Genomic DNA, 24,222 nt, shown 5'->3' on the forward strand with positions numbered 1-24,222 from the left:
TCTGAGGTGGAAGCGTGGTGACACGTGGAGCTGACAGATACTAATAGATCGAGGACTTAACCACATTTGATTGCTTTGTAATTCTTCTTCTGCATTATCTAGTTTTGAGGGAATAAAAACCTCATCTAAATAGTCTGGTGGCGATAGCGAGAAGGTCACACCCGTTCCCATACCGAACACGGAAGTTAAGCTTCTCAGCGCCGATGGTAGTTGGGGGCTCTCCCCCTGTGAGAGTAGGACGCTGCCGGGCAAACGAAGAACAGTCTTTGAGACTGTTCTTTTTTTGTGTTTTCTTAGTGAAATGGAGAAGGTTTTAATAAGAAAAGGGTTCTTGAGCGGAAATTAGTGGCGGTGTGGGCAGATTAGCAGGGTTTTTGATTAGATTGATGGGGAGAGCAGCTGCTTTGATTGCGAATTTCATTAATTTGTCCGATAATCTACCAACTTGGCGGTTTATTTAATCAATTGGCTGATTAATTTACCGACTTCCCCATTTAATTTACCAACCTTGGCATTTATTTTACCATTTGACCCAAAACAACCATATCCTGCCGCTAGAATGCTGATATTGCTGGAAAAAGAACGTCGGGTGGCCAAAGAGCAATATTTTCAATTAGAAATTTGAGAGAGCAGCGGCTTGAACCATGAATTTCTTCAATTCGCCCAATAATCTACCAGCTTCGCGATTTATTTAACCAATTGCCCCGATAATTTACCAACTCCCCATCATATTCAACCAATTGCCCTAAACCTCAACTTACCACCAACATTTTTACCAGCTGAGCTTAATCCTGTCCAATCTTCCAACCCCAACCCCCGTCAGTCAATCCGCATACTTAATAATCCAAAACCATCCTGCTGGTCCTTGACTCCTAACCGCCCCGCCAGCCCATGCCGTCTGAGAAAAAGGCATCATTCCTCGCAGCTTTCCTTCATTTCCCTGCTCACCCGCTCCCTGCAGCGGTTTTATGATTGGCAGAATAGGTTAACATAACAAAAAGATCATTTTATTTTTTTCTAAATGGTTCGCAAATGAAGATTTCTCTTGTACAATAGGGATTTACGTTGAATTAAGGCAGAGGCTTGGAGGAGGTTTATTTTTTGCTTGAAAATAGTTTAGTGATGGTTGCCATCATACTTGTCATTAATATTGTATATGTCTCCTTTTTTACAATCAGGATGATCCTTACACTGAAAGGGCAGCGTTATTTGGCTGCTTTTATCAGCATGATCGAAGTGGTCATTTATGTAATCGGACTGGGGCTAGTACTCGATAATCTGGATCAGATCCAGAATTTGGTCGCATATGCTGTGGGCTACGGAATCGGTGTTGTTGTCGGCATGAAAATCGAAGAGAAGCTTGCTCTTGGATATATAACGGTTAATGTAATAACAAAAGAATATGATAAAGACGTTCCCAGGGTGCTGAGGGAAAAAGGCTATGGTGTAACGAACTGGGCTGCCAATGGGCTGGAGGGCGACCGGATGGCTATGCAGATTCTGACGCCGAGGAAATATGAGCTTAAGCTGTACCAGACGATCAAGGAGCTTGATCCTAAAGCCTTCATTATCGCGTATGAGCCTAAGACGATCCATGGCGGCTTCTGGGTGAAATCTGTCAGGAAAGGAAAATTGTATTCATGAGCAAGGAAAAGAAAAAGAAGCAGTTTGAAGTCCTTGAAAATGAAACGATTGGCCAATGCCTGGACCGCATAGCAAAGGAAGGCTATGTGCCTGTCAGAAGGACGGAGAAGCCGATATTTAAAGAAGTGAAGACCGGCGGATCGGTCTCTTATGAGCCGGCAGGACGGCAGATAGTCTTTGAAGCGAAAAAGGAAGAGTAAAACACGAACATTATCCTATTATCAATCCTTATTGTTCGAATAGTGGTTGACACCCTCATAGGATAGTTGGTAAGATGTTGTTAGATAAGATTACAATTAAAATTATATTTATATAAAGATTTACCCTTATATAATAATGGGGATATGGCCCATAAGTTTCTACCTGGCTGCCGTAAATGGCCGGACTATAAGGGAAAGCTGATATGACCGGTTCAAGGGTCTGCTTCCTTGTGTATATTAGGAGCTGTCCTTTATTATCCGAGCCCGGACAGATTACTTTCTCTATTAGTGAAAAGTAATCTGTCCGGGCTTTTTATTTTTGAGGGAAGAATAATTTTCTGTTGGGGGAGAGGCATATGCAAGTGGCTGTTATTATGGGCAGCAAATCTGACTGGGAAACGATGAAGCATACATGCGGCATGCTGGATAAGCTTGAGATTTCTTATGAAAAGCAGGTGGTTTCTGCCCATCGAACCCCGGATTTGATGTTCCGTTTTGCAGAAGAAGCAAGGGACCGCGGGATAAAAGTGATCATTGCGGGAGCTGGGGGAGCAGCTCACTTGCCAGGGATGGTGGCAGCGAAAACGACATTGCCGGTCATTGGCGTGCCAGTCCAATCCAAGGCGCTTAATGGACTCGACTCGCTGCTGTCCATTGTTCAGATGCCAGGCGGTGTTCCTGTAGCTACAGTGGCTATCGGAAAGGCAGGTGCAGTCAACGCGGCCCTCCTTGCTGCACAGATGCTTGGAGCCTTTGATGCGGAGATTGCAGACAGGATTGAGAGCTTAAGGCTGCAGACTAAACAGGAAGTAATGGAGAGCAGTGATGAACTTGTCTAAACAAACAATTTTGCCTGGACAGACGATAGGAATCATCGGGGGCGGACAGCTGGGGAGAATGATGGCATTGGCAGCGAAGGCACAGGGGTTCAGGATTGCCGTCCTTGATCCGGCACCGGATTCTCCCTGCGGCCAGGTTGCCGACCGGCAGATTGTCGGCGGCTACGATAACCTGCTTTGTATAAAGGAGCTTGCTGAGGCGAGCGATGTGATCACTTATGAATTTGAAAATATCAATGCCGAGGCGCTTGACTGGCTGACAAGCCATGCCTATGTTCCCCAGGGATCTGAACTGCTACGCACAACGCAGGACCGCCTGACGGAGAAGATAGCGATCGAACGGGCAGGGGCAAAGGTGGCGCCTTACGCCCGCATCGAAAAGACGGCCGATATTTATGATAATATAGAGAAGCTTGATTTTCCTGCGGTACTAAAGACGGCACGCGGCGGCTATGATGGCAAAGGCCAATATGTGATCCGTTCAAAAGATGATATTCCTGCTGCTGCAGAGCTGCTTGAAAAAGGTATTTGTGTTTTGGAAAAGTGGATCTCTTTTCAAAAGGAAATCTCTGTGATCATCGCAAGAAATCCTGATGGGGAGACAGCTGTTTTTCCAGTAGGAGAGAATATTCATAAAGATAATATCCTGCATGAAACCATTGTACCGGCTGATATCAGCGAGAGTGCCGCGCGCAAGGCTGAAGACTTGGCCAAAAAGATCGGCGAAGCGCTTGGGCTGGTTGGTACGCTTGCAGTGGAGATGTTTCTATCTGACGGGGATGAGATTTACATAAATGAATTGGCTCCAAGGCCGCATAACTCAGGCCATTATACAATCGAGGCCTGTGAAACTTCACAGTTTGAGCAGCATATCAGGGCTGTGTGCAATTGGCCGCTTGGAAGCACAAGGCTATTAAATCCGGCAGTTATGGTCAACATATTAGGAGAGCACCAGTCAGATGTAATCAGGGCAATTCCGGGCCTGAGGGATTGGAAGATCCATCTGTATGGGAAGGATGAACCGAAGCATAAGCGGAAGATGGGGCATGTGACCCTTTTACGGCCGTCAGCGGCAGAAGCGCTTGCCGAGATAGACCGCAGCGGAATATGGAGCAAAGCAAAAGAAGGTATGGAGGTTTTACGATGATTGGACGTTATACAAGACCTGAAATGGGAGCGATATGGACAGAGGAAAATCGCTTTAAAGCCTGGCTGGAAGTAGAAATCCTTGCTTGTGAAGCATGGGCGGAGCTCGGGGACATCCCAAAAGAAGATGTGCAGAAAATCCGTGAGAATGCCTCATTTGATATCGAACGCATCAATGAAATCGAGCAGGAAACCCGCCATGATGTGGTGGCATTCACACGCGCGGTTTCAGAAACGCTCGGCGAAGAGCGGAAATGGGTGCATTACGGCCTCACTTCCACGGATGTAGTGGACACGGCTCTTTCCTACCTGATCAAGCAGGCTAACAGCATCCTTCTTCAGGATCTGGAGAATTTCGTTGAAATCTTGAAGAATAAAGCAAAAGAACATAAATACACAGTAATGATGGGGCGCACGCACGGTGTTCATGCCGAGCCGACAACTTTCGGGCTGAAGCTGGCTCTATGGTATGAGGAAATGAAGCGGAACCTGGAGCGCTTCAAGCAGGCCGCTTCCGGCGTTGAGTTCGGGAAGATGTCCGGTGCTGTCGGGACTTACGCCAATATCAACCCATTCGTGGAAAGCTATGTGTGCGAGAAGCTGGGCCTCCAGCCTGCACCTATTTCAACGCAGACACTTCAGCGTGACCGCCATGCCCACTATATGGCCGCCATCTCGCTGATTGCGACTTCCATCGAGAAGTTTGCTGTTGAGATCCGCGGACTTCAGAAGAGTGAAACCCGTGAAGTTGAGGAGTTTTTTGCGAAAGGGCAGAAAGGATCTTCTGCAATGCCGCATAAGCGAAATCCAATCGGTTCTGAGAATATGACAGGCCTTGCACGCGTAATCCGCGGCCATATGCTCACAGCTTATGAAAATGTGCCGTTATGGCATGAACGCGATATTTCACACTCTTCGGCAGAGCGGATCATTCTTCCGGATGCAACGATTGCCCTGAATTACATGCTGAACCGATTTGGGAATATCGTTAAGAATCTCACCGTGTTCCCGGAGAACATGAAGAGAAATATGGACCGCACCCTTGGCCTCATCTATTCTCAGCGCGTGCTGCTTGCCTTGATCGATAAAGGAATGGCCCGTGAAGAGGCATATGACGTTGTCCAGCCGAGGGCGATGGAGGCATGGGAGAAGCAGGTAGCGTTCAAATCGCTTGTGGAAGCTGATGAAACGATTTCTTCCAGGCTGTCTGCAGAGGAAATTGAAGACTGCTTTGATTATAACTATCACATCAAGCATGTGGACACCATTTTTGACCGCTTAGGCTTATAAAATCAGGGGGCTTCGGTCCCCTTTTATCAGGAAGATTCCCAATATTCTTACCAAGGAGGCTCTGCCATGGAAAAGAGAGAGCAACTATATGAAGGCAAGGCGAAAAAAGTATATCTGACCGATGATGAAAATATTGTCTGGCTTGAATATAAAGATTCTGCAACTGCATTCAACGGGGAGAAAAAAGCAGAGATTGCCGGCAAAGGCCGTTTGAATAACGAGATTACAAGTCTGCTGTTTTCAGAGCTTCATAAAAAGGGCATCAGCTCTCATTTCATTGAGAAAGTTTCAGAAACTGAGCAGCTTGTACAAAAAGTCGAGATTATTCCTATTGAAGTGGTTGTAAGGAATGTGGCTGCTGGAAGCATGGCGAAAAGGCTTGGAATGGAAGAAGGGGCTCTTCTGAAAAAAACGCTTGTGGAGTTTTATTTGAAGGATGACAGTCTGGGCGATCCGATCATTACCGATGATCATGTGTTTGAGCTTGATCTTGCTTCTCCTGATGAAGCTGCCCTGCTGAAGAGCAAAGCGCTTGAGGTTAATGCATTTTTATCAAGCTTCTTTAAGGAAATGGGCATTCGTCTCATTGACTTTAAGCTTGAGTTCGGAAAAAATGCTGCCGGCGATATTCTGCTGGCAGATGAAATCTCTCCTGATACTTGCCGCCTTTGGGATATGGAGACAAATGCGAAGCTTGATAAGGATGTATTCCGCCGTGATCTGGGAAGCTTAACAGATGCCTATGAAAATATTTTAACAAGATTGGGAGGACGCCAGCATGTATAAAGTAAAGGTGTATATCACATTAAGAGAAAGTGTATTGGATCCGCAGGGAACAGTTGTGAAAGGATCGCTGCACTCCCTGGACTTCAATGAAGTGCAGGATGTCCGGATTGGGAAATATATGGAGCTGACAATCGATAAGACAGATCGTGATATTGATGCAGCTGTAAAAGAAATGTGTGAGCGCCTGCTGGCTAATGTGGTGATTGAGGACTACCGCTACGAAATTGAGGAGTGTGTTGCACTGTGAGGTTTGCAGTCATCGTTTTTCCGGGCTCCAATTGTGATATTGATATGTTCCATGCGATCCAGGATGAGCTTGGGGAGCAGGCAGAATATGTGTGGCATGATACAGAAAGCCTTGATGAATATGATGCGATCCTCCTGCCGGGCGGCTTTTCTTATGGAGATTATCTCCGTTCCGGCGCGATTGCCCGTTTCAGCAAGGTGATGAAGGCTGTTATCAAAGCAGCAGAGGAAGGAAAGCCGGTCCTTGGTGTCTGCAATGGCTTCCAGATCCTCCTTGAAACCGGCCTGCTGCCAGGAGCGATGCGCAGGAATGAAAGCCTGAAATTTATGTGCCGGCCCGTTCAGCTGCAGGTAGCGAATAATCAAACGATCTTCTCTTCCGCTTATGAACAGGGTGAAGTGATCACAATCCCGATTGCACATGGAGAAGGCAATTATTACTGCGATGAAGCCACACTAGAATCACTTAGAGAGAATAATAGGATTGTATTCACATACAGCGGCGATAACCCGAATGGAAGCCTTGGCGACATTGCCGGAATCATCAATGAAAAAGGAAATGTCCTTGGCATGATGCCGCATCCTGAAAGGGCCGTCGATCAGCTAATGGGCGGTGCCGATGGACTGAAGCTTTTCCAATCAATCGTCAAACAATGGAGGGAATCTTATGCCGTTAATGCTTGAGCCAAGCCCGCAGCAGATTGTAACAGAAAAAGTCTACAAAGAGATGGGATTGACGGATCAGGAATTTGCAATGGTTGAGGACATCCTTGGCAGATTGCCGAATTACACAGAGCTCGGATTGTTTTCCGTCATGTGGTCAGAGCATTGCAGCTATAAAAATTCCAAGCCGGTCCTGAAAAAATTCCCGGTCAAAGGCGGACGCGTCCTGCAGGGCCCTGGGGAAGGAGCTGGCATCGTTGACATCGGAGACGGCCAGGCAGTTGTATTTAAAATCGAAAGCCATAACCACCCATCTGCAATCGAGCCTTACCAGGGAGCGGCAACGGGTGTGGGCGGCATTATCCGGGATGTATTTTCAATGGGAGCAAGACCGATCGCTCTCCTTAACTCTCTTCGCTTTGGAGAGCTGGATTCTCCTCGCGTTCGGTACCTTTTTAAAGAAGTAGTGGCAGGCATTGCCGGGTACGGAAACTGCATCGGCATTCCGACTGTCGGGGGCGAAGTGCAGTTTGATGCTTCCTATGAAGGCAATCCGCTCGTCAATGCCATGTGTGTGGGGCTGATTGACCATAAGGATATTAAAAAAGGCCAGGCGCACGGCGTCGGCAATACAGTCATGTATGTAGGCGCTAAAACAGGCCGCGACGGCATCCACGGCGCGACCTTTGCTTCAGAGGAACTGACAGAGCAGTCTGAAGAAAAGCGCCCTGCCGTCCAGGTCGGCGATCCGTTCATGGAGAAGCTGCTGCTCGAGGCATGCCTTGAGCTGGTCAAGTCTGATGCGCTTGTCGGCATCCAGGACATGGGAGCAGCCGGGCTGACAAGCTCTTCTGCCGAAATGGCCAGCAAAGCAGGATCAGGCATCGAAATGAACCTTGACCTTGTCCCGCAGAGGGAGACGGGCATGACTGCCTATGAAATGATGCTGTCTGAATCACAGGAGCGTATGCTGATTGTCGTCCAAAAAGGGCGTGAGCAGGAAATCGTTGATCTTTTTTCAAAATATGAACTCGAAGCCGTGGCGATCGGCCGGGTGACAGATGATAAAATGCTTCGCCTCATCCATAAAGGGGAAGTGGTGGCGGACGTTCCGGCTGATGCACTTGCCGAGGAAGCGCCTGTGTACCACAAGCCTTCACGCGAGCCTGAGTATTTCCGTGAATTCCAGGCTATGGAGAAGGAAATTCCGGCAGCAGGGAATGCGGGGGAAACTCTGATGCGTCTGCTGCAGCAGCCTACCATCGCAAGCAAGGAATGGGTTTACGACCAATATGACTATATGGTTCGCACGAGTACAGTTGTTTCTCCTGGTTCTGATGCGGCGGTCGTAAGGATCCGCGGAACGCGCAAGGCACTTGCGATGACAACGGACTGCAATTCGCGCTATCTGTATCTGGATCCTGAAACAGGCGGAAAGATTGCCGTGGCTGAAGCAGCTAGGAATATCATAGCTTCCGGTGCCGAGCCGCTTGCCATTACTGACTGCCTGAACTTCGGCAATCCGGAAAAGCCTGAAATCTTCTGGCAGCTGGAGAAAGCGGCAGACGGCATGAGCAGCGCCTGTCTGGCTTTGAATACGCCGGTCATTGGCGGAAACGTATCACTTTACAATGAAACCAACGGTACAGCCGTTTATCCTACACCAGTAGTCGGGATGGTCGGGCTTGTAGAGGATGTTGACCATATTACGACTCAAAGCTTCAAACAGGCCGGAGATCTGATTTATCTTCTAGGAGAAACAAAGGCCGAATTTGGCGGCAGCGAGCTGCAAAAGCTTGTTCACGGCGAGATATTCGGAAAAGCGCCGGAGCTTGACCTGGAAACAGAAGCAAAGAATCAGGAGCAGGTGCTAAAAGCCATCCGTGCGGGGCTTGTCTCTTCCGCTCATGACCTGGCAGAAGGCGGACTTGCAGTGGCAGCTGCTGAAAGCGTGATTGGCTCTGAGGGGCTTGGCGCTTCCATCCGCATTTCAGGAGACGAGACCAGCGCACTATTCAGTGAATCTCAGTCCCGCTTCCTCCTAAGTGTTAAAAAGGAAGATCAGCAGGCATTTGAAAGAATGGCTGATGCGGTTCTGATCGGCGAGGTGACAGGAGAGCCTGTGCTTGAAATCCACTCTGACAGCGGCCTGGTTATGAAAGAACAAACAGAAGTCCTGAAATCAGCCTGGAAAGGAGCGATCCCATGCTTGCTGAAATAAGAGGCCTGAACGAAGAATGCGGCATCTTTGGCGTCTGGGGGCATGAAAATGCCGCCCAAATCACCTATTACGGCCTTCACAGCCTGCAGCACCGGGGCCAGGAAGGTACAGGGATGGTCGTGACAGACGGGAAAAAGCTAAAGGGTCTGAAAGGTGAAGGGCTTGTTGCGGAAATTTTCACAGAGGATGCCATGGAGGCAATGGACGGAAAGTCGGCCATCGGCCATGTCCGCTATGCAACAGCAGGAGGCGGCGGATATGAAAATGTCCAGCCTCTGCTGTTCAACTCACAAAACGGCGGCCTGGCACTTGCGCATAATGGCAATCTGGTAAATGCCACTGCACTGAAAAATCAGCTTGAAGGACAGGGGAGCATCTTCCAGACCAGCTCAGATACAGAGGTGCTGGCTCATCTGATCAAGCGCGGCGGTTTTTCAGCCTTAAAGGATCGGGTTAAAACGGCCCTATCCATGGTAAAGGGCGCGTATGCTTTTCTGATCATGACAGAAACCGAATTGATGGTGGCGCTTGACCCGAACGGGATGCGGCCGCTATCGCTCGCGAAGCTTGGCGATGCCTATGTGGTAGCTTCCGAAACCTGTGCTTTTGATGTGGTCGGGGCAGAATTCATCAGGGATGTTCTTCCTGGCGAGCTCTTGATCATTGATGATGAAGGCTTCCGTTCCGAGATGTTTGCGGTTGCCTCAACAACAGCCATGTGTACAATGGAATATGTTTATTTTTCAAGGCCTGACAGCAATATCAACGGCATCAATGTCCACACGGCCCGTAAAAGTCTTGGGAAGAAGCTGGCTGAAGAGTTTCCTTTTGAAGCAGATGTGGTAACAGGAGTGCCTGATTCAAGCATTTCAGCTGCCATTGGCTATGCGGAAGCATCCGGGATTCCTTATGAAATGGGGCTGATCAAGAATAGATATGTCGGCAGGACATTCATCCAGCCGTCCCAGTCATTGAGGGAACAGGGCGTCAAGATGAAGCTTTCCCCTGTGCGGGGCGTTGTGGAAGGCAAAAGAGTTATCATGGTCGATGATTCCATTGTCCGCGGCACAACAAGCAGAAGGATCGTCACCATGCTCCGCGAAGCAGGCGCGACTGAGGTTCATGTCGTAATCAGTTCACCGCCGATCAAGAACCCTTGCTTCTACGGGATCGATACATCGACAAGGGAGGAATTGATTGCCTCCGAGCATACTGTTGAAGAAATTCGGGAAATCATCGGGGCAGACACACTTTCCTTTTTAAGCGCGGAAGGGATGATTGAAGCAATCGGCAGGACAGATTCGGGAGCATTGAAAGGCCAGTGCCTTGCATGCTTTACCGGGAACTATCCGACTGAAATCTATCCTTCTACCATTCTTCCTTACGAAAAAGTCTAAAAAAGCGGCATTCAGCAATGCTGCTTTTCTTTTCAAAAACTACAAAATCGAGGGGGAACTGTAATGGCTAATGCCTATAAGCAGGCTGGCGTGGATATAGAAGCAGGATATGAGGCAGTATCCCGGATGAAGAAGCATGTGCAGAAGACGCAGAGAGCTGGCGTAATGGGAGGCCTCGGCGGATTTGGCGGCATGTTTGATCTGTCAGTCCTGAACCTGAAGGAGCCTGTGCTTGTATCAGGGACAGACGGAGTCGGCACAAAGCTTATGCTCGCGTTCATGATGGACCAGCATGATACAATCGGAGTGGATGCTGTGGCCATGTGCGTGAATGATATTGTCGTGCAGGGCGCTGAACCGCTGTATTTCCTTGACTATATTGCCTGCGGAAAAGCGGATCCGGCAAGGATTGAAGCAATCGTCAAAGGCATTGCAGACGGCTGCGAGCAGGCCGGCTGTGCGCTTGTCGGCGGAGAAACAGCCGAAATGCCCGGCATGTACAATGAAGAAGAATATGACCTGGCCGGTTTTGCAGCAGGGGCCTGTGAGAAGTCAGCACTGATTGACGGCAGCAGAATTAATGAAGGCGATGTGCTTGTCGGCCTTGCATCAAACGGAATCCACAGCAATGGCTATTCTCTTGTCAGAAAAATCCTGCTGGAGGATGCCGGCCTGGCGCTGGACAGTTATCAGGAGGAACTCGGCTGCACATTGGGCGAGGAGCTTCTGAAGCCGACGAGAATTTATGTGAAGCCTTTGCTTGATGCGATGAAAAAATTCGACATCAAGGGATTGGCCCATATCACAGGCGGCGGATTCATTGAAAACCTTCCAAGAATGCTTCCGGAAGGGCTGGGAGCTGAAATTGATGAGAGCGGAAGGGATATCCCGCCGGTATTCGGACTTATGGAAAAGCTGGGAAATCTCGATCGGCTGGAAATGTACAATATTTTCAATATGGGCACGGGAATGGCCGCGGCTGTCAGCCCGGAACAGGCCGGCATGCTCATCAGCCACCTGAATGCTTCAGGGGAAAAAGCCTACAGGCTCGGAACGGTTACAAGGAAAGAAGGAATTCAAATTACCGTGTAAAACGGATTTCGGAGGTTCCCATGAAAAAGATAGCGGTATTTGCTTCCGGAAGCGGAACCAACTTTCAAGCTATAATAGATGCGGTAAAAAGCGGTGAACTGGATGCGGACATCAGGCTTTTGGTTTCTGACAGGCCGGGAGCTTATTGCCTGGAGAGGGCTGAGGCCAATGGAGTCCCAAGCTTTGCCTTCCGTGCAAAAGAGTTTGAAAGCAAGCAGGCATATGAAGAGGAAATTCTCGGCAGGCTCAGGGAGTGTGGAGCTGAGTTCATCATTCTGGCAGGCTATATGAGGCTGATCGGTGAGGTTCTCCTTGCTGAATATGAGGGAAGGATCGTCAATATCCATCCTTCGCTTCTGCCCTCCTTTCCGGGTAAAGATGCCATCGGCCAGGCGCTCGCGGCCAGGGTGCCGATCAGCGGCGTAACGGTTCATTATGTGGATGCCGGCATGGACACAGGGCCGATCATTGCCCAGCAGTCTGTGAAGCTTGATGAAGACGAGACGAGAGAGAGCCTGCAGGAGAAAATCCATCAGATCGAGCACAAATTGTATCCTGCTACTTTGAATAAGATATTTGCAGAAGATGCAGCAAGAGTCAGCAGCAGTAAATAAGGACAGTCAACAGGAGGAATTCAAATTGAAAAAGCGAGCATTAATCAGTGTGTCAGACAAAAACGGAATTGTCGATTTTGCCAAGGAGCTCGCCAGTCTTGGCTATGAGATCATATCAACGGGCGGCACAAAGAAAGCACTCCAGGAAAGCGGCGTTGAAGTAATCGGCGTGAGCGATGTCACCGGTTTCCCGGAAATTCTCGAAGGCCGTGTAAAGACATTGAATCCGATGATTCATGGGGGCCTTTTGGCAAAATTCGATCAGCCCGGTCATCATACCCAGATGGAGGAGCATGGAATTGATCCGATCAGCATCGTCTGTGTCAATCTGTATCCTTTCCAGCAGACCATCGCCAAGAGTGATGCCTCAGTCGAGGATGCGATTGAAAACATTGATATCGGCGGACCCGCAATGCTGCGCGCGTCAGCAAAAAACCATCAATATGTCACAGTGGTCATCGATCCTGCAGACTATGGCACAGTCCTTTCAGAACTCAATGAAAATGGCGAAACCCAGGCCGCGACACGCCGCAGGCTTGCAGCGAAGGTCTTCCGCCATACAGCTTCCTATGACAGCCTGATTGCTGAATATATGACTAAGCTTGCAGGTGAAGAAAATCCGGAAAAAATGACTGTTACATACGAATTGAAACAAACGCTCCGCTATGGCGAAAATCCTCATCAGAAAGCTTCCTTTTACCGGAAGCCGCTTGGCTCTGAGTTTTCGATTGCCAATGCCGAGCAGCTTCATGGGAAAGAGCTTTCCTACAACAATATCAATGATGCTGAAGCTGCCCTGCAAATTGTCAATGAATTCAAGGACCCGGCTGCTGTTGCTGTGAAGCATATGAATCCTTGCGGCGTTGGAACCGGCAAAGATACCTATGACGCATTTACAAAAGCATTCGAAGCAGACCCTGTTTCCATCTTTGGGGGAATCATTGCGCTGAACCGGGAAGTGGATGCAGAAACTGCAGGGAAGCTTCATGAGATTTTCCTTGAAATCGTCATTGCCCCGTCCTATTCGGAAGAGGCGCTTAAGATATTGACAGGCAAAAAGAATATCCGCCTCCTGACCATTCCTTTTGATATAGAAAAGAAGGAAGAGGCAAGGCTGACAAGCATTGAAGGGGGACTGCTCGTTCAGGAATATGACCGCTGCTCCCTGGAAGACGCCAACGTTTCTGTTGCAACCAGGAGAGAGCCGACAGAGGAAGAATGGGCGGCGCTGAAGCTTGGCTGGAAGGTTGTTAAGCATGTGAAGTCCAATGCGATTGTCGTGAATAATAGAGAGATGACTTTAGGTATCGGAGCCGGACAGATGAACCGCGTCGGTGCAGCCAAAATAGCCCTTGAACAGGCTGGAAACCGTGCGGAAGGAGCAGTGCTCGCCTCAGATGCGTTCTTCCCGATGGATGATACAGTCGAAGCGGCAGCCAAGGCAGGCATCACTGCAATCATCCAGCCTGGGGGCTCCATCAAGGATCAGGATTCTGTGAAAAAGGCAGATGAATATGGAATTGCAATGGTATTTACAGGAGTAAGGCATTTTAAACATTAATCAGGGAGCTGATGGATGGTGAACGTATTAGTCATCGGGCGCGGCGGCAGGGAGCATAGCATCTGCCGGAAAATGAGCGAAAGCCCATCTGTGGATAAAGTATATGCTGCACCTGGGAATCACGGGATGGCCGATTGTGCAGTCCTGGTGCCAATTGATGAAATGAATTTTCCGGAACTTGCAGCCTTCGCAAAGGAAAATGAAATCGGGCTGACAGTAATCGGCCCGGAGGCACCCCTTCAGGCCGGGCTGGCGGATTTTCTGGGCAGTCTGGGAATGAAAGTGTTCGGTCCGAAAAAAGAGGCTGCTGTCATTGAAGGAAGCAAGTCCTTCGCCAAAGAGCTGATGGAGAAATACGATATTCCCACTGCCGAATATAGAGCATTCACTGACTATGAAAAAGCCAGGGCTTATTTGGACGAAAAAGGCGCTCCCATCGTCATCAAGGCAGACGGGCTTGCAGCAGGCAAAGGAGTCACGGTCGCCATGACCCTGGATGAAGCCCATCAGGTGCTGGAAGAAATGATGGTCGGTGCCCGCTTCGGGGAAGCCTCCGCCAAGGTAGTCATTGAAGAGTTCCTTGAAGGGGAGGAGTTCTCCCTGATGGCTTTTGTCAATGGAAGCACGGTGGTGCCGCTTGACATTGCCCAGGACCATAAGCGGGCATATGACGGAGACCAGGGGCCGAATACAGGCGGGATGGGTGCCTATTCACCGGTTCCCCATATTGGCGAAGATGTGGTCCAGGAGGCAGTCAGAACGATCCTTGAACCCGCTGCAAAAGCGATGGAGCTTGAAGGCAGAAGCTTCTGCGGAGTATTGTATGCAGGCTTGATCCAAACGGAAAGCGGCCCGAAGGTCATTGAATTCAACGCGCGCTTCGGTGATCCGGAGACCCAGGCAGTGCTTCCGAGGATGCAGTCGGATCTTGCTGAAAGCATGCTGGCTGTCATTGATGGCGGGAAACCGGAAATAGAGTGGGATTCCAATTTTGTGCTTGGTGTTGTGGCTGCGTCCACAGGCTATCCGGGGTCATACGGAAAGGGAGCCGTGCTGAAAGGGCTCAGCGAGATGGACCCTTCCCTGTTTGTCTTCCATGCCGGCACAAAACAAAATGAAGACGGTGAGTTTATTACTGACGGAGGACGGGTGCTTCTCGCCGGCGCCAGGGCCGAAAGCCTTTCAGAGGCGCAGGAAAAGGTATATGCCGGGCTTGAAAAGCTTCAGTGCGAAGGTGTTTTCTACCGCAGGGATATAGGCGGCAGGGCTATCGCGCGCCTTTCCTCCCAGACTTCCTTATAAAAGCATAAAGGATTGCGACGATGCTGCCGATCAGGATGATCAGGACAAACGACATATCGGTAACATATTCAAGAAACATTTATATCATCTCCTTAAGATTCAAAAGCGGCAGGCACCTTTATACAGGTGTCCGCCGCTTTCTTTTTTCTCATTTAAGCGTGTTATTCTGCATCAGGGTCTTTTCAAGCATCGCCAGGTCCTGATCATTCAGGTCCTGTTTATCCCCGCCTGCCTGGGGTTCGTTATGCTTCTGTTCAGAATGATCTTTGCGGCTGCCGCTGCCGCCTCCATTCATCATATCCTGCCCGCGGTCAAGCATGGCTGTCACCGGACAATAGCGGACAATCCCTTCTGCCACCTTCATGGCCCCGAGCATCGCCATTACCAGATAAGAATCGCGCCAAGGCATTTTCACCAGCTTGGCTGTGCTCCAGGAAAGGACTGTAAGCCCGATGGTAATGCGGATAAGGGCATTCAATATGCCTATGTTCTGTTTGATTTTCATGGACTGCTGCACTCCTTCACAAAATTTTCAATTTCTTTACTGCGTTAAACAGCGAAATATGCTAGTATAGATAGAACAGCTCTGAAAGGGCTTTCTTTTTTAAAATATGATCGCTTACGATCTTAAAAAATATATCAAAGCCGCTTAGCGGCAAGTAAACGGAGGGGACATTGTTGCTCGAACAGCGGTATCGGTGGAAAAACAAACAAATAAGGGAACAGGTCTCCGTTCTGGATGGAAAGCTTGCCCCGACCATGCTTTTGCAAAATGCCACATACTTGAATCAAGTACTGAATAAATGGATTACCGCCAATATCTGGATCTATGACGATCGGATTGTCTATGTCGGAGAGAAGCTTCCGGCAAGGACAGACGGCTGTGAAATCAGGGACTGTCAGGGCGAATGGCTTGTTCCAGGCTATATTGAGCCCCACGCCCATCCATTTCAACTTTATAATCCCCATTCTCTGGCGGCCTATGCATCGCAATTCGGCACAACGACACTCATCAATGATAATATGTCGCTTGTTTTGCAGATGGATAAAAAGAAAGCGTTTTCTTTTTTGAGGGAGATGCGCAATATTCCTTCTACGATGTATTGGTGGTGCCGGTTTGATGCTCAGACAGAGATCCAAAACGAAGAACAGGCCTTTTCCCATGGAAACATCAAATCCTGGCTTGAACATGATGCCGTCCTGCAGGGAGGGGAACTCACAGGGTGGCCGCGGCTGTTGGATGGCGATGACATGATGCTTCACTGGATACAGGAAGCCAAACGGATGCGCAAGCAGATCGAAGGGCATTTCCCGGGTGCATCGGAAAAAACATTGGCGAAGATGATGCTTTTTGGGGCAGACTGCGACCATGAAGCGATGACAGGAAAAGAGGCATACGACCGGCTGATGCATGGATATACGGTTTCCCTCCGCCATTCTTCCATCAGGCCGGACCTGCCTAAGCTGCTGGAAGAGATTCATGAGCTGGGAATCAATGTGTATGACCGGTTTATTTTTACAACGGATGGTTCGTCGGCCTCCTTTTATGAGCAGGGCATGATCGATAATATGATCAGGATAGCCATCGAAAAAGGCGTGCCTGTGATAGATGCCTATAATATGGGGACAATCAATCCGGCACGGCATTATAATATCGATTATCTGCATGGCAATATAACAACAGGCGGGATTGCCAACATCAATTTCCTTGAGGATGAAAAAAGCCCTACACCGGTCTCTGTCCTTGCAAAAGGCAAATGGGTTAAGAAGGACGGCAAAGAAGTGGAAGGCGCCTACGGATGGAGTACCTGGGAAGAACATGGCTTCGAAAAGCTGGACATTGACTGGAGCCTGACGGGTGATGATATGCAATTTTCAATGCCGTTTGGGATCAAAATGGAGAACGCAGTGATTACAAAACCGTATTCCATCTCCATTGATGTTTCCTATGAAGAGCTGTCAGAAGACCATGATGAATGCTTCTTCATGCTTGTTGACAGGAAGGGCAAATGGCGGATCAACACAATGCTGAAGGGCTTTGCCAGCAGGGTTGGGGGCATGGCAAGCTCCTTCTCCAATACTGGCGATATTATTCTGATCGGGAAGAACAAACAGGATATGCTGACAGCCTTTGAACGGATTAAAATGCTCGGCGGAGGGATTGCCATTGCCGGCAGCGGCACGATTGAATGCGAGGTAGGACTTCCGCTGAATGGCGGGATGTCCGCAAAGGCTGTTCCAGACCTGATTAAGGATGAAAAAAAGCTGCTGAGGCTGCTCGAGGAAAAAGGGTATAAATTCGAGGACCCAATCTATTCGCTCCTCTTTTTCTCATCAACCCATCTTCCGTACATCCGGATCACTCAGCATGGAATGTATGATGTCATGAATAAAACGGTACTCTTTCCAACGATAATGCGTTAAAATATAAAAGAATAGACTATAAAGATAGATAGGGATCAACAGGGGTGAAAAAGATAAAGAAATGGATGATGCTTTCAGCAGCAGTGCTGATGCTTGTTTCTGGGTGCAGCAAGTCAAATGATGATGCAGAGCCTGAGAAAGGGAATAATCAGGCTCCGGCCGAACAAACGTCCAATGAAGATAAAGGACAGGAAACAGAGGCAGAATCGCCCTATGCCTTCCCGCTGACAGGGATTGGCACAGAGAAGGAAGCCGCAGGCCGCGCCGTCGCAGTGATGATCAATAATCATCCGGCTGCAAGGCCGCAATCCGGGCTTCCGGAAGCTGATATCGTTTATGAACTTTTAGCGGAGGGAAATGTAACCCGGTTCCTGGCCATCTACCAAAGTGAACAGCCGGAAAAGGTCGGTCCGGTCAGGAGTGCCCGTGATTATTACATCGAGCTTGCCAAAGCGTATGATGGGCTCTATGTCTGCCACGGAAACAGCCCGGATGCGAAGGAGCTTATGGACAACGGCTATATCGACCATCTGAATGGCCTTTATTATGACGGGACTCTCTTTCAAAGGGCCGGTTACCGTAAGGCTCCGCATAACTCGTATACCTCTTATGAGAATATCCTGAAGGGGGCTGCGGAAAAGGGCTATGAAATGGAAGAAGCCCCCGGTCCCCTCAGCTTCATGACAGCTGAAGAAGCAGGGCAGCTCACAGGCGAAGAAGCAGAGAGTGCAAAGGTTTCATATTTTTCTAATGAAACATTCTCGAGCAACTATGAATACGACAGGAATCTTCATAAATACAAAAGATATTCCAGTGGCGAACTGACCGCTGATTATGACAGCGGCGCCCCCGTCCTGATTGACAATATATTCATCATAGAAGCCTCCCACAAAATTGTTGACAGTGAAGGCAGGCGTGAGATTAACTTAACATCTGGGGGAAGAGGCTATCTGCTTCAGAAGGGCTTCCTTCGGGAAGTTGAGTGGAAAAATGAAAATGGAAGGCTGCTTCCTTTTATTGATGGCAAGGAAGCGCCGCTGGTCCGCGGAAAGACATGGATCAATGTAATTCCATCAGACCCGGGCCTCGGCCAGGCGGTCAGCTTGAATAAAGCTAATTAATTCTTACAAATTTTGTTTAAATAAAGGAGACCCTATATGCAAATTGAAAAACTGAGAGGCAAAGAGCTGGATCAATTGTTCAAATCGGTTCTGTCCCTAAAAGACCTGGAAGAATGCTATCGATTCTTCGACGATCTTTGCACGGTAAATGAAATTCAATCTCTTGCCCAGCGCCTGGAGGTTGCCCGGATGCTGCGGGAAGGAAAGACCTATCATAAGATAGAAACAGAAACAGGAGCAAGCACGGCAACGATTTCCCGTGTCAAACGCTGCCTGAATTACGGCAATGACGCCTATGAAATGGCCCTTGAGCGCATAAAGGACGAAGAAGCACAGGCCGCTGCTGAATAACTGATGAAAAGCCGCAGGATGAAGATCCAGCGGCTTTTTTATTAGGAGAAATATACATTCCGCTGCGTTCGCTCTTTGTTTTCGCTGCTGCCCCCGCATTCTCCAGTAAGGACTTTTCTTCTTCCATCAATATGCAGGAAATGTCCTTCCCGCTTTCCTTTTTGATTCCAGTGTCTAATGCTATAATGTTGTAATGGAATGATAGAATGGAGGCAAGTATGCATGTATGATGTTCGCGAGTGGCGCCACGCCTTTAAACTCGATCCCGATAAAGAAATTTCTGACCAGGACCTGGAGCGGATCTGTGAATCAGGGACAGATGCTGTAATAGTCGGAGGTACTGACGGCATTACACTTGAAAAGGTGCTGGACCTGATGGCGAGGATACGCCGCTATACAGTGCCCTGTGTACTCGAAGTTTCAACGATTGAGTCTGTAACTCCGGGCTTTGATCTGTATTTTATTCCGTCTGTCCTGAACAGCGGGGACAGCAAGTGGATCACCGGGCTTCATCATCAGGCGGTCAAGGAATACGGAGAGATCATGAGCTGGGAGGAAATCCTTGTCCAGGGCTATTGCATCATGAACAGCGAATGCAAGGCGGCAAAGCTGACAGGGGCGAAGACGGATCTGGATGCAGAGGATGTTGTGGCCTACGCGATGATGGCGGAGAAAATGTTCCACCTTCCCATCTTTTATCTGGAATACAGCGGGACATATGGCGATCCCGGGCTTGCGGCGGAAGTAAAGCGCACCCTTGAGGAAACAACCTTTTTCTACGGCGGCGGAATTTCCACGGAAGCACAGGCAAGGGAAATGGCTGAGGCAGCGGACGTCATTGTTGTCGGCAATATAATATATGAAAATTTTGATGAAGCTTTAAAGACGGTTTTGCCTAAATAAAGTTGCTTGCAGAAGGACTTAAGGATACACTTACTATAAAGAACATATGTTTGTTTGGCGGTGAATAAGAGATGCAATATTTAACGGATAAATTATTAAACGGATTGAATCCCCAGCAGCAGAATGCTGTAAAGGCTACGGACGGGCCGCTGCTCATCATGGCCGGTGCGGGGAGCGGAAAGACGAGGGTGCTGACCCACAGGATCGGATATCTGATGGTTGAAAAAGGGGTAAACCCGTATAACATCCTGGCCATCACCTTTACCAACAAGGCGGCAAGGGAAATGCGCGAGAGGATCCAGAACATGATGGGCGGAGCAGCCGATGATATTTGGATTTCGACGTTCCACTCTATGTGTGTGCGGATCCTCAGGAGAGATATAGACAGAATCGGCTTTAACCGGAATTTCACGATACTTGATACAACAGACCAGCAGTCTGTCATTAAGGCAATTCTCAAGGAAAAGAACCTGGATCCGAAAAAATACGACCCGCGTGCAATCCTGGGCAGCATCAGCTCGGCAAAAAACGAACTGATCGACCCGGAGGAATATGCAAAGGCGGCCGGCGGCTACTTCGAGCAGATCGTCAGCGATGTATACACAGAATATCAAAGGCGCCTCCGCAAAAATCAGGCGCTGGACTTTGATGACCTGATCATGACAACGATCCAGCTATTCCAGCGGGTGCCTGAGGTGCTGGAATATTATCAGCGCAAATTCCAATATATCCATGTTGATGAGTATCAGGATACAAACAGAGCACAATATATGCTTGTAAAGCTGATGGCAGACAGATTCAAGAACCTTTGCGTCGTCGGAGACTCCGACCAGTCGATCTATCGCTGGCGCGGAGCTGACATTGCCAATATCCTCTCTTTTGAAAAAGATTACCAAAATGCCCGAACGATTCTCCTGGAGCAGAATTACCGCTCAACAAAGCGGATCCTGTTGGCTGCCAATGAGGTGATTGCCAAGAACCTCAACAGGAAGGCCAAGAATCTCTGGACAGAAAACGCAGAAGGCAATAAACTGTTCCATTACCGCGCAGACAGCGAGCAGGGAGAAGGGCAGTTTGTCGCAGGGAAAATCAAAGAAATGGTCGACAGCGGCAAGCGGAAGTACTCCGAGATTGCCATCCTTTACCGGACCAATGCCCAGTCCCGTGTAATGGAGGAAGTACTTCTTAAATCAAACATTGAGTACTCCATTGTCGGCGGCATCAAGTTCTATGACAGAAAAGAAATCAAGGATATCCTTGCCTATTTGAGGCTGATTGCCAACCCTGATGATGACATCAGCCTGCAGCGCGTGATTAATGTGCCAAAACGGGGAATAGGCTCAGGGTCCGTGGACAAAATCGCCAACTTTGCGCAGATGCATGATATGACGATGTACCAGGCACTCGATGCCCTTGATCTGATTGGCCTGAGCCCGAAGATCACGAAGGCGGCAACCGAGTTCCGCGATTTGATCAGAAGCTATGAACAAATGCAGGAATACCTTTCTGTGACAGAGCTTGTTGAAGAAGTGCTGGAAAAGTCCGGCTACAGGGACATGCTGAAGGCAGAAAAGTCTATCGAAGCACAAAGCCGCCTGGAAAACATCGACGAGTTCTTGTCTGTTACGAAAAACTTCGAGGATGGCAGCGAGGATAGGTCACTTGTTGCCTTCCTTACAGACCTGGCTCTTGTGGCAGATATCGACAAGCTTGAAGACGATGGCACAAAGACCGATTCCGTCGTCCTGATGACGCTTCACTCTGCAAAGGGGCTGGAATTCCCGGTCGTATTCCTGATCGGGCTTGAGGAAGGCGTCTTCCCTCACAGCCGCTCCCTCATGGAAGAGGCGGAAATGGAAGAAGAGCGCCGTCTCGCCTATGTGGGAATCACCCGTGCAGAGGAAGAATTATATATTACAAATGCGCAGATGCGGACATTATTCGGACGGACGAATATGAACCCCCCATCGCGCTTTATCCAGGAAATCCCGGCAGACCTAATCGAAGGGATCGAGCCAAAGAAGGCATCACCTTCTCCATTTGGCAGCCCTGCAGGAGGGCGGTCACTATCATCCACAGCCCCGCGGCAGGCTATGCGCAAGGCTGTGGTCAAGCCGGCTGCGGCCTCGACCGGCGGGGATGCACTCGGCTGGCAGGTCGGAGACAAAGCCGTCCATGGGAAATGGGGCACCGGAACAGTTGTCAGCGTAAAAGGCCAGGGAGAAGGAACGGAGCTCGATATCGCCTTCCCGAGCCCGACCGGCATCAAGCGCCTGCTGGCAAAATTCGCACCGATTACAAAAGGCTGATAGAGTACAGAAATATAGGATAAAAGCATAATTGCTGCGGAGCTGCCTTGCCTTTTTGGAGGCGGGCAGCGGCCGAGTTTTTTATGAAAGGGCTGGATAAGATGGACCTTCACAATGCCGAAGCAAAAGTAAAAGAACTGCATAATCTGCTGAATCAATATGGCTATGAATATTATGTCCTTGATAAGCCGTCAGTGCCGGATTCTGAGTATGACCGGCTCCTGAAAGAGCTGATGGAGCTTGAAAATGAGCATCCGCAGCTGAAAACTGCTGATTCCCCTACCCAGCGGGTCGGCGGCGAAATACTCGATATGTTCGAAAAGGTCGAACACCAAACACCTATGCTGAGCCTTGGCAATGCCTTCAACGAAGAAGATCTGCGCAGCTTTGACCGCCGGGTGCGGCAGACTGCAGGAGAAAATCTTTCTTATGTGTGCGAGCTGAAAATTGATGGCCTGGCCGTCGCCCTGAAATATGAGGATGGCCTGTTCATCCAGGGTGCAACAAGGGGAGACGGGACAATCGGGGAGGATATCACAGTAAACCTGCGGACAATCCGCTCCATTCCCCTCCGCCTTTCAGAGCCTGTATCCATTGAGGTGCGCGGGGAGGCATTCATGCCGGGCCGATCCTTTGAAGCATTGAATAAAGGGAAAGAAGAGCGGGGCGAGGAGCCGTTTGCAAATCCGCGCAATGCGGCTGCAGGTTCCCTGCGGCAGCTCGATCCCCGCATTGCTGCTTCCCGTAATCTTGATATCTTTTTATACGGGATATCAAACACCGGCGATACAGGTGTAGAATCACACAGTGCCGGACTGGATTATCTGGAAACACTCGGATTCAAGACGAACAAAGAGCGCAGACGATGTGCCAATATAGAAGAAGTCATCGAATATGTCAGCAGCTGGACCGAGAAGCGCCCTAACCTGGATTATGACATAGATGGAATCGTCATCAAGGTCGATTCGCTTGCTCTTCAAGAAGAACTGGGAGCAACAGCGAAAAGCCCGCGCTGGGCGATTGCCTATAAGTTCCCTGCTGAAGAAGTGGTCACCACTTTAAGGGATATAGAACTGAGCGTCGGCCGCACCGGCGTTGTCACGCCTACAGCCCTGCTTGAGCCGGTCCGCGTTGCCGGGACGACTGTCCAGCGTGCATCGCTTCATAATGAAGACCTGATCCGCGAAAAAGACATCAAGATCGGCGACAAGGTCGTTGTCAAGAAAGCCGGAGATATCATCCCCGAGGTTGTCAATGTGCTGGCCGAGCAGAGGACAGGTGAGGAGCGTGAGTTCGTGATGCCGACACACTGTCCGGAGTGCGGAAGCGAGCTGGTCCGCCTTGAGGGTGAAGTGGCCCTGCGCTGCATCAATCCGAAGTGTCCCGCCCAGATCCGTGAGGGACTGATCCATTTTGTCTCCAGGAATGCGATGAATATTGACGGACTTGGCGAAAAAGTGGTCAGCCAGCTGTTTGCAAAAGAGCTGATCAAGGATGTAGCTGACCTTTACAAGCTCACGCATGAAGCTTTGATCGGAATGGAGCGCATGGGCGAAAAGTCGGTCAATAATCTGCTGGAGGCCATAGAGGCATCCAAGCAGAACTCCCTTGAAAAACTGCTGTTTGGATTAGGAATCAGGCATGTCGGCGCAAAGGCAGCAAAAACACTTGCCCAGCATTTTGGCACCATTGATAACCTGATGGGTGCCTCTGAAGAAGATTTGACGGCGATCAATGAAATCGGCGGTAAAATGGCTGGAGCGATTGTCGCATTCTTTGAGCAGGAAGAAGCGAAGGAGCTTATCCGCGAATTAACAGAATCGGGCGTCAACATGGAGTACAAAGGGCCGAAGCCGGTTGCGGCAGAGGACTCCGACTCATTCTTTGCAGGAAAGACAATCGTGTTGACAGGCAAGCTTTCCATATTGAGCCGAAATGAAGCAAAAGAAAAGATCGAAGCACTGGGCGGAAATGTGTCCGGAAGCGTCAGCAAGAAAACGGATCTCCTGATTGCAGGCGAGGATGCCGGCTCCAAGCTTGCGAAAGCCCGGGACCTGGGGATAGATATTTGGAATGAGGAGCAGCTGGTTGAAGAATTAAATAATTAAGAGGT

General features: G+C 49.3%; 22 protein-coding genes, 1 rRNA gene and 1 riboswitch. Of the genes, 21 read left to right on the top strand and 2 right to left on the bottom strand.

Annotation, left to right across the window (positions count from 1 at the left end; translation table 11 throughout):
• Window positions 1-133: 133 nt before the first annotated feature.
• The 15 genes from rrf (at window position 134) to purD (ending at window position 15,001) form a co-directional block, all read left to right on the top strand.
• Window positions 134-250, top strand: a 5S ribosomal RNA gene (gene rrf, locus LCM00_RS20220).
• Between the two features lie 872 nt (window positions 251-1,122).
• A complete protein-coding gene (locus LCM00_RS20225) occupies window positions 1,123-1,644 on the top strand; it encodes a DUF2179 domain-containing protein (protein ID WP_187445823.1) in 522 nt (173 codons plus the stop codon).
• Window positions 1,641-1,844, top strand: coding sequence for an NETI motif-containing protein (locus LCM00_RS20230; protein WP_148976113.1), 204 nt, complete (start codon window positions 1,641-1,643; stop codon window positions 1,842-1,844). Before LCM00_RS20225 ends, LCM00_RS20230 begins: the two co-directional genes overlap by 4 nt.
• Before the next feature lie 106 nt (window positions 1,845-1,950).
• Window positions 1,951-2,052: riboswitch (purine riboswitch) on the top strand.
• Between the two features lie 148 nt (window positions 2,053-2,200).
• Complete coding sequence (gene purE / locus LCM00_RS20235) at window positions 2,201-2,683, top strand: 5-(carboxyamino)imidazole ribonucleotide mutase (protein ID WP_224905418.1); 483 nt, start codon at window positions 2,201-2,203, stop codon at window positions 2,681-2,683.
• Entirely contained in the window at window positions 2,670-3,830 is a 1,161-nt protein-coding gene (purK, locus tag LCM00_RS20240; protein ID WP_224905420.1) for a 5-(carboxyamino)imidazole ribonucleotide synthase, read from the top strand. The genes purE and purK overlap by 14 nt, the downstream gene beginning before the upstream one ends.
• Window positions 3,827-5,119 (top strand): adenylosuccinate lyase, encoded by a 1,293-nt coding sequence (purB, locus tag LCM00_RS20245; RefSeq protein WP_009792569.1) that lies wholly within the window; start codon window positions 3,827-3,829, stop codon window positions 5,117-5,119. The genes purK and purB overlap by 4 nt, the downstream gene beginning before the upstream one ends.
• A gap of 66 nt (window positions 5,120-5,185) precedes the next feature.
• Entirely contained in the window at window positions 5,186-5,905 is a 720-nt protein-coding gene (gene purC, locus LCM00_RS20250) for a phosphoribosylaminoimidazolesuccinocarboxamide synthase (RefSeq protein ID WP_224905422.1), read from the top strand.
• On the top strand, window positions 5,898-6,152 hold the full coding sequence (purS, locus tag LCM00_RS20255; protein ID WP_224905424.1) for a phosphoribosylformylglycinamidine synthase subunit PurS: 255 nt from the start codon (window positions 5,898-5,900) through the stop codon (window positions 6,150-6,152). Before purC ends, purS begins: the two co-directional genes overlap by 8 nt.
• Window positions 6,149-6,835 (top strand): phosphoribosylformylglycinamidine synthase subunit PurQ, encoded by a 687-nt coding sequence (gene purQ, locus LCM00_RS20260; protein ID WP_224905426.1) that lies wholly within the window; start codon window positions 6,149-6,151, stop codon window positions 6,833-6,835. Before purS ends, purQ begins: the two co-directional genes overlap by 4 nt.
• Entirely contained in the window at window positions 6,819-9,035 is a 2,217-nt protein-coding gene (purL, locus tag LCM00_RS20265; RefSeq protein WP_224905428.1) for a phosphoribosylformylglycinamidine synthase subunit PurL, read from the top strand. Before purQ ends, purL begins: the two co-directional genes overlap by 17 nt.
• Window positions 9,020-10,432: an amidophosphoribosyltransferase gene (gene purF / locus LCM00_RS20270; protein WP_224905430.1), complete on the top strand. Its 1,413-nt coding sequence runs from the start codon at window positions 9,020-9,022 to the stop codon at window positions 10,430-10,432. Before purL ends, purF begins: the two co-directional genes overlap by 16 nt.
• Window positions 10,433-10,495: 63 nt before the next feature.
• Entirely contained in the window at window positions 10,496-11,524 is a 1,029-nt protein-coding gene (purM, locus tag LCM00_RS20275; RefSeq protein WP_224905432.1) for a phosphoribosylformylglycinamidine cyclo-ligase, read from the top strand.
• 20 nt (window positions 11,525-11,544) lie between these two features.
• Entirely contained in the window at window positions 11,545-12,138 is a 594-nt protein-coding gene (gene purN, locus LCM00_RS20280; RefSeq protein ID WP_224905435.1) for a phosphoribosylglycinamide formyltransferase, read from the top strand.
• A gap of 25 nt (window positions 12,139-12,163) precedes the next feature.
• The gene (gene purH, locus LCM00_RS20285; RefSeq protein ID WP_224905437.1) at window positions 12,164-13,699 is read left to right on the top strand and encodes a bifunctional phosphoribosylaminoimidazolecarboxamide formyltransferase/IMP cyclohydrolase; all 1,536 of its coding nucleotides are present in this window, start codon (window positions 12,164-12,166) and stop codon (window positions 13,697-13,699) included.
• Window positions 13,700-13,717: 18 nt separating this feature from the next.
• Window positions 13,718-15,001 (top strand): phosphoribosylamine--glycine ligase, encoded by a 1,284-nt coding sequence (gene purD, locus LCM00_RS20290; protein WP_224905568.1) that lies wholly within the window; start codon window positions 13,718-13,720, stop codon window positions 14,999-15,001.
• Here the strand turns inward: purD and LCM00_RS24940 are convergent.
• A complete protein-coding gene (locus tag LCM00_RS24940) occupies window positions 14,967-15,080 on the bottom strand; it encodes an EYxxD motif small membrane protein (protein WP_330671659.1) in 114 nt (37 codons plus the stop codon). The genes purD and LCM00_RS24940 overlap by 35 nt on opposite strands.
• A 69-nt stretch (window positions 15,081-15,149) precedes the next feature.
• Window positions 15,150-15,506 (bottom strand): YgaP family membrane protein, encoded by a 357-nt coding sequence (locus LCM00_RS20295; RefSeq protein ID WP_224905439.1) that lies wholly within the window; start codon window positions 15,504-15,506, stop codon window positions 15,150-15,152.
• A 173-nt stretch (window positions 15,507-15,679) separates the two neighbouring features.
• On the opposite strand from LCM00_RS20295, the gene LCM00_RS20300 reads away from it, so the two are divergent.
• The 6 genes from LCM00_RS20300 (at window position 15,680) to ligA (ending at window position 24,217) form a co-directional block, all read left to right on the top strand.
• The gene (locus LCM00_RS20300) at window positions 15,680-17,425 is read left to right on the top strand and encodes an adenine deaminase C-terminal domain-containing protein (RefSeq protein WP_224905441.1); all 1,746 of its coding nucleotides are present in this window, start codon (window positions 15,680-15,682) and stop codon (window positions 17,423-17,425) included.
• Window positions 17,426-17,469: 44 nt separating this feature from the next.
• A complete protein-coding gene (locus tag LCM00_RS20305; RefSeq protein WP_455768454.1) occupies window positions 17,470-18,546 on the top strand; it encodes a DUF3048 domain-containing protein in 1,077 nt (358 codons plus the stop codon).
• A 36-nt stretch (window positions 18,547-18,582) separates the two neighbouring features.
• Window positions 18,583-18,897, top strand: coding sequence for a YerC/YecD family TrpR-related protein (locus LCM00_RS20310; protein WP_009792553.1), 315 nt, complete (start codon window positions 18,583-18,585; stop codon window positions 18,895-18,897).
• A gap of 222 nt (window positions 18,898-19,119) precedes the next feature.
• Window positions 19,120-19,800 carry a heptaprenylglyceryl phosphate synthase gene (locus LCM00_RS20315; RefSeq protein ID WP_224905443.1) on the top strand — a complete coding sequence of 227 codons (681 nt, stop codon included), beginning with the start codon at window positions 19,120-19,122 and terminating at the stop codon, window positions 19,798-19,800.
• 71 nt (window positions 19,801-19,871) lie between these two features.
• Entirely contained in the window at window positions 19,872-22,109 is a 2,238-nt protein-coding gene (gene pcrA / locus LCM00_RS20320; protein WP_224905446.1) for a DNA helicase PcrA, read from the top strand.
• Window positions 22,110-22,210: 101 nt separating this feature from the next.
• Window positions 22,211-24,217 (top strand): NAD-dependent DNA ligase LigA, encoded by a 2,007-nt coding sequence (ligA, locus tag LCM00_RS20325; protein ID WP_224905573.1) that lies wholly within the window; start codon window positions 22,211-22,213, stop codon window positions 24,215-24,217.
• Window positions 24,218-24,222 lie beyond the last annotated feature (5 nt).

This window comes from Bacillus infantis (genome assembly GCF_020171945.1).
In the GTDB taxonomy this organism is placed as follows: Bacteria; Bacillota; Bacilli; order Bacillales; family Cytobacillaceae; genus Bacillus_AB; species Bacillus_AB infantis_A.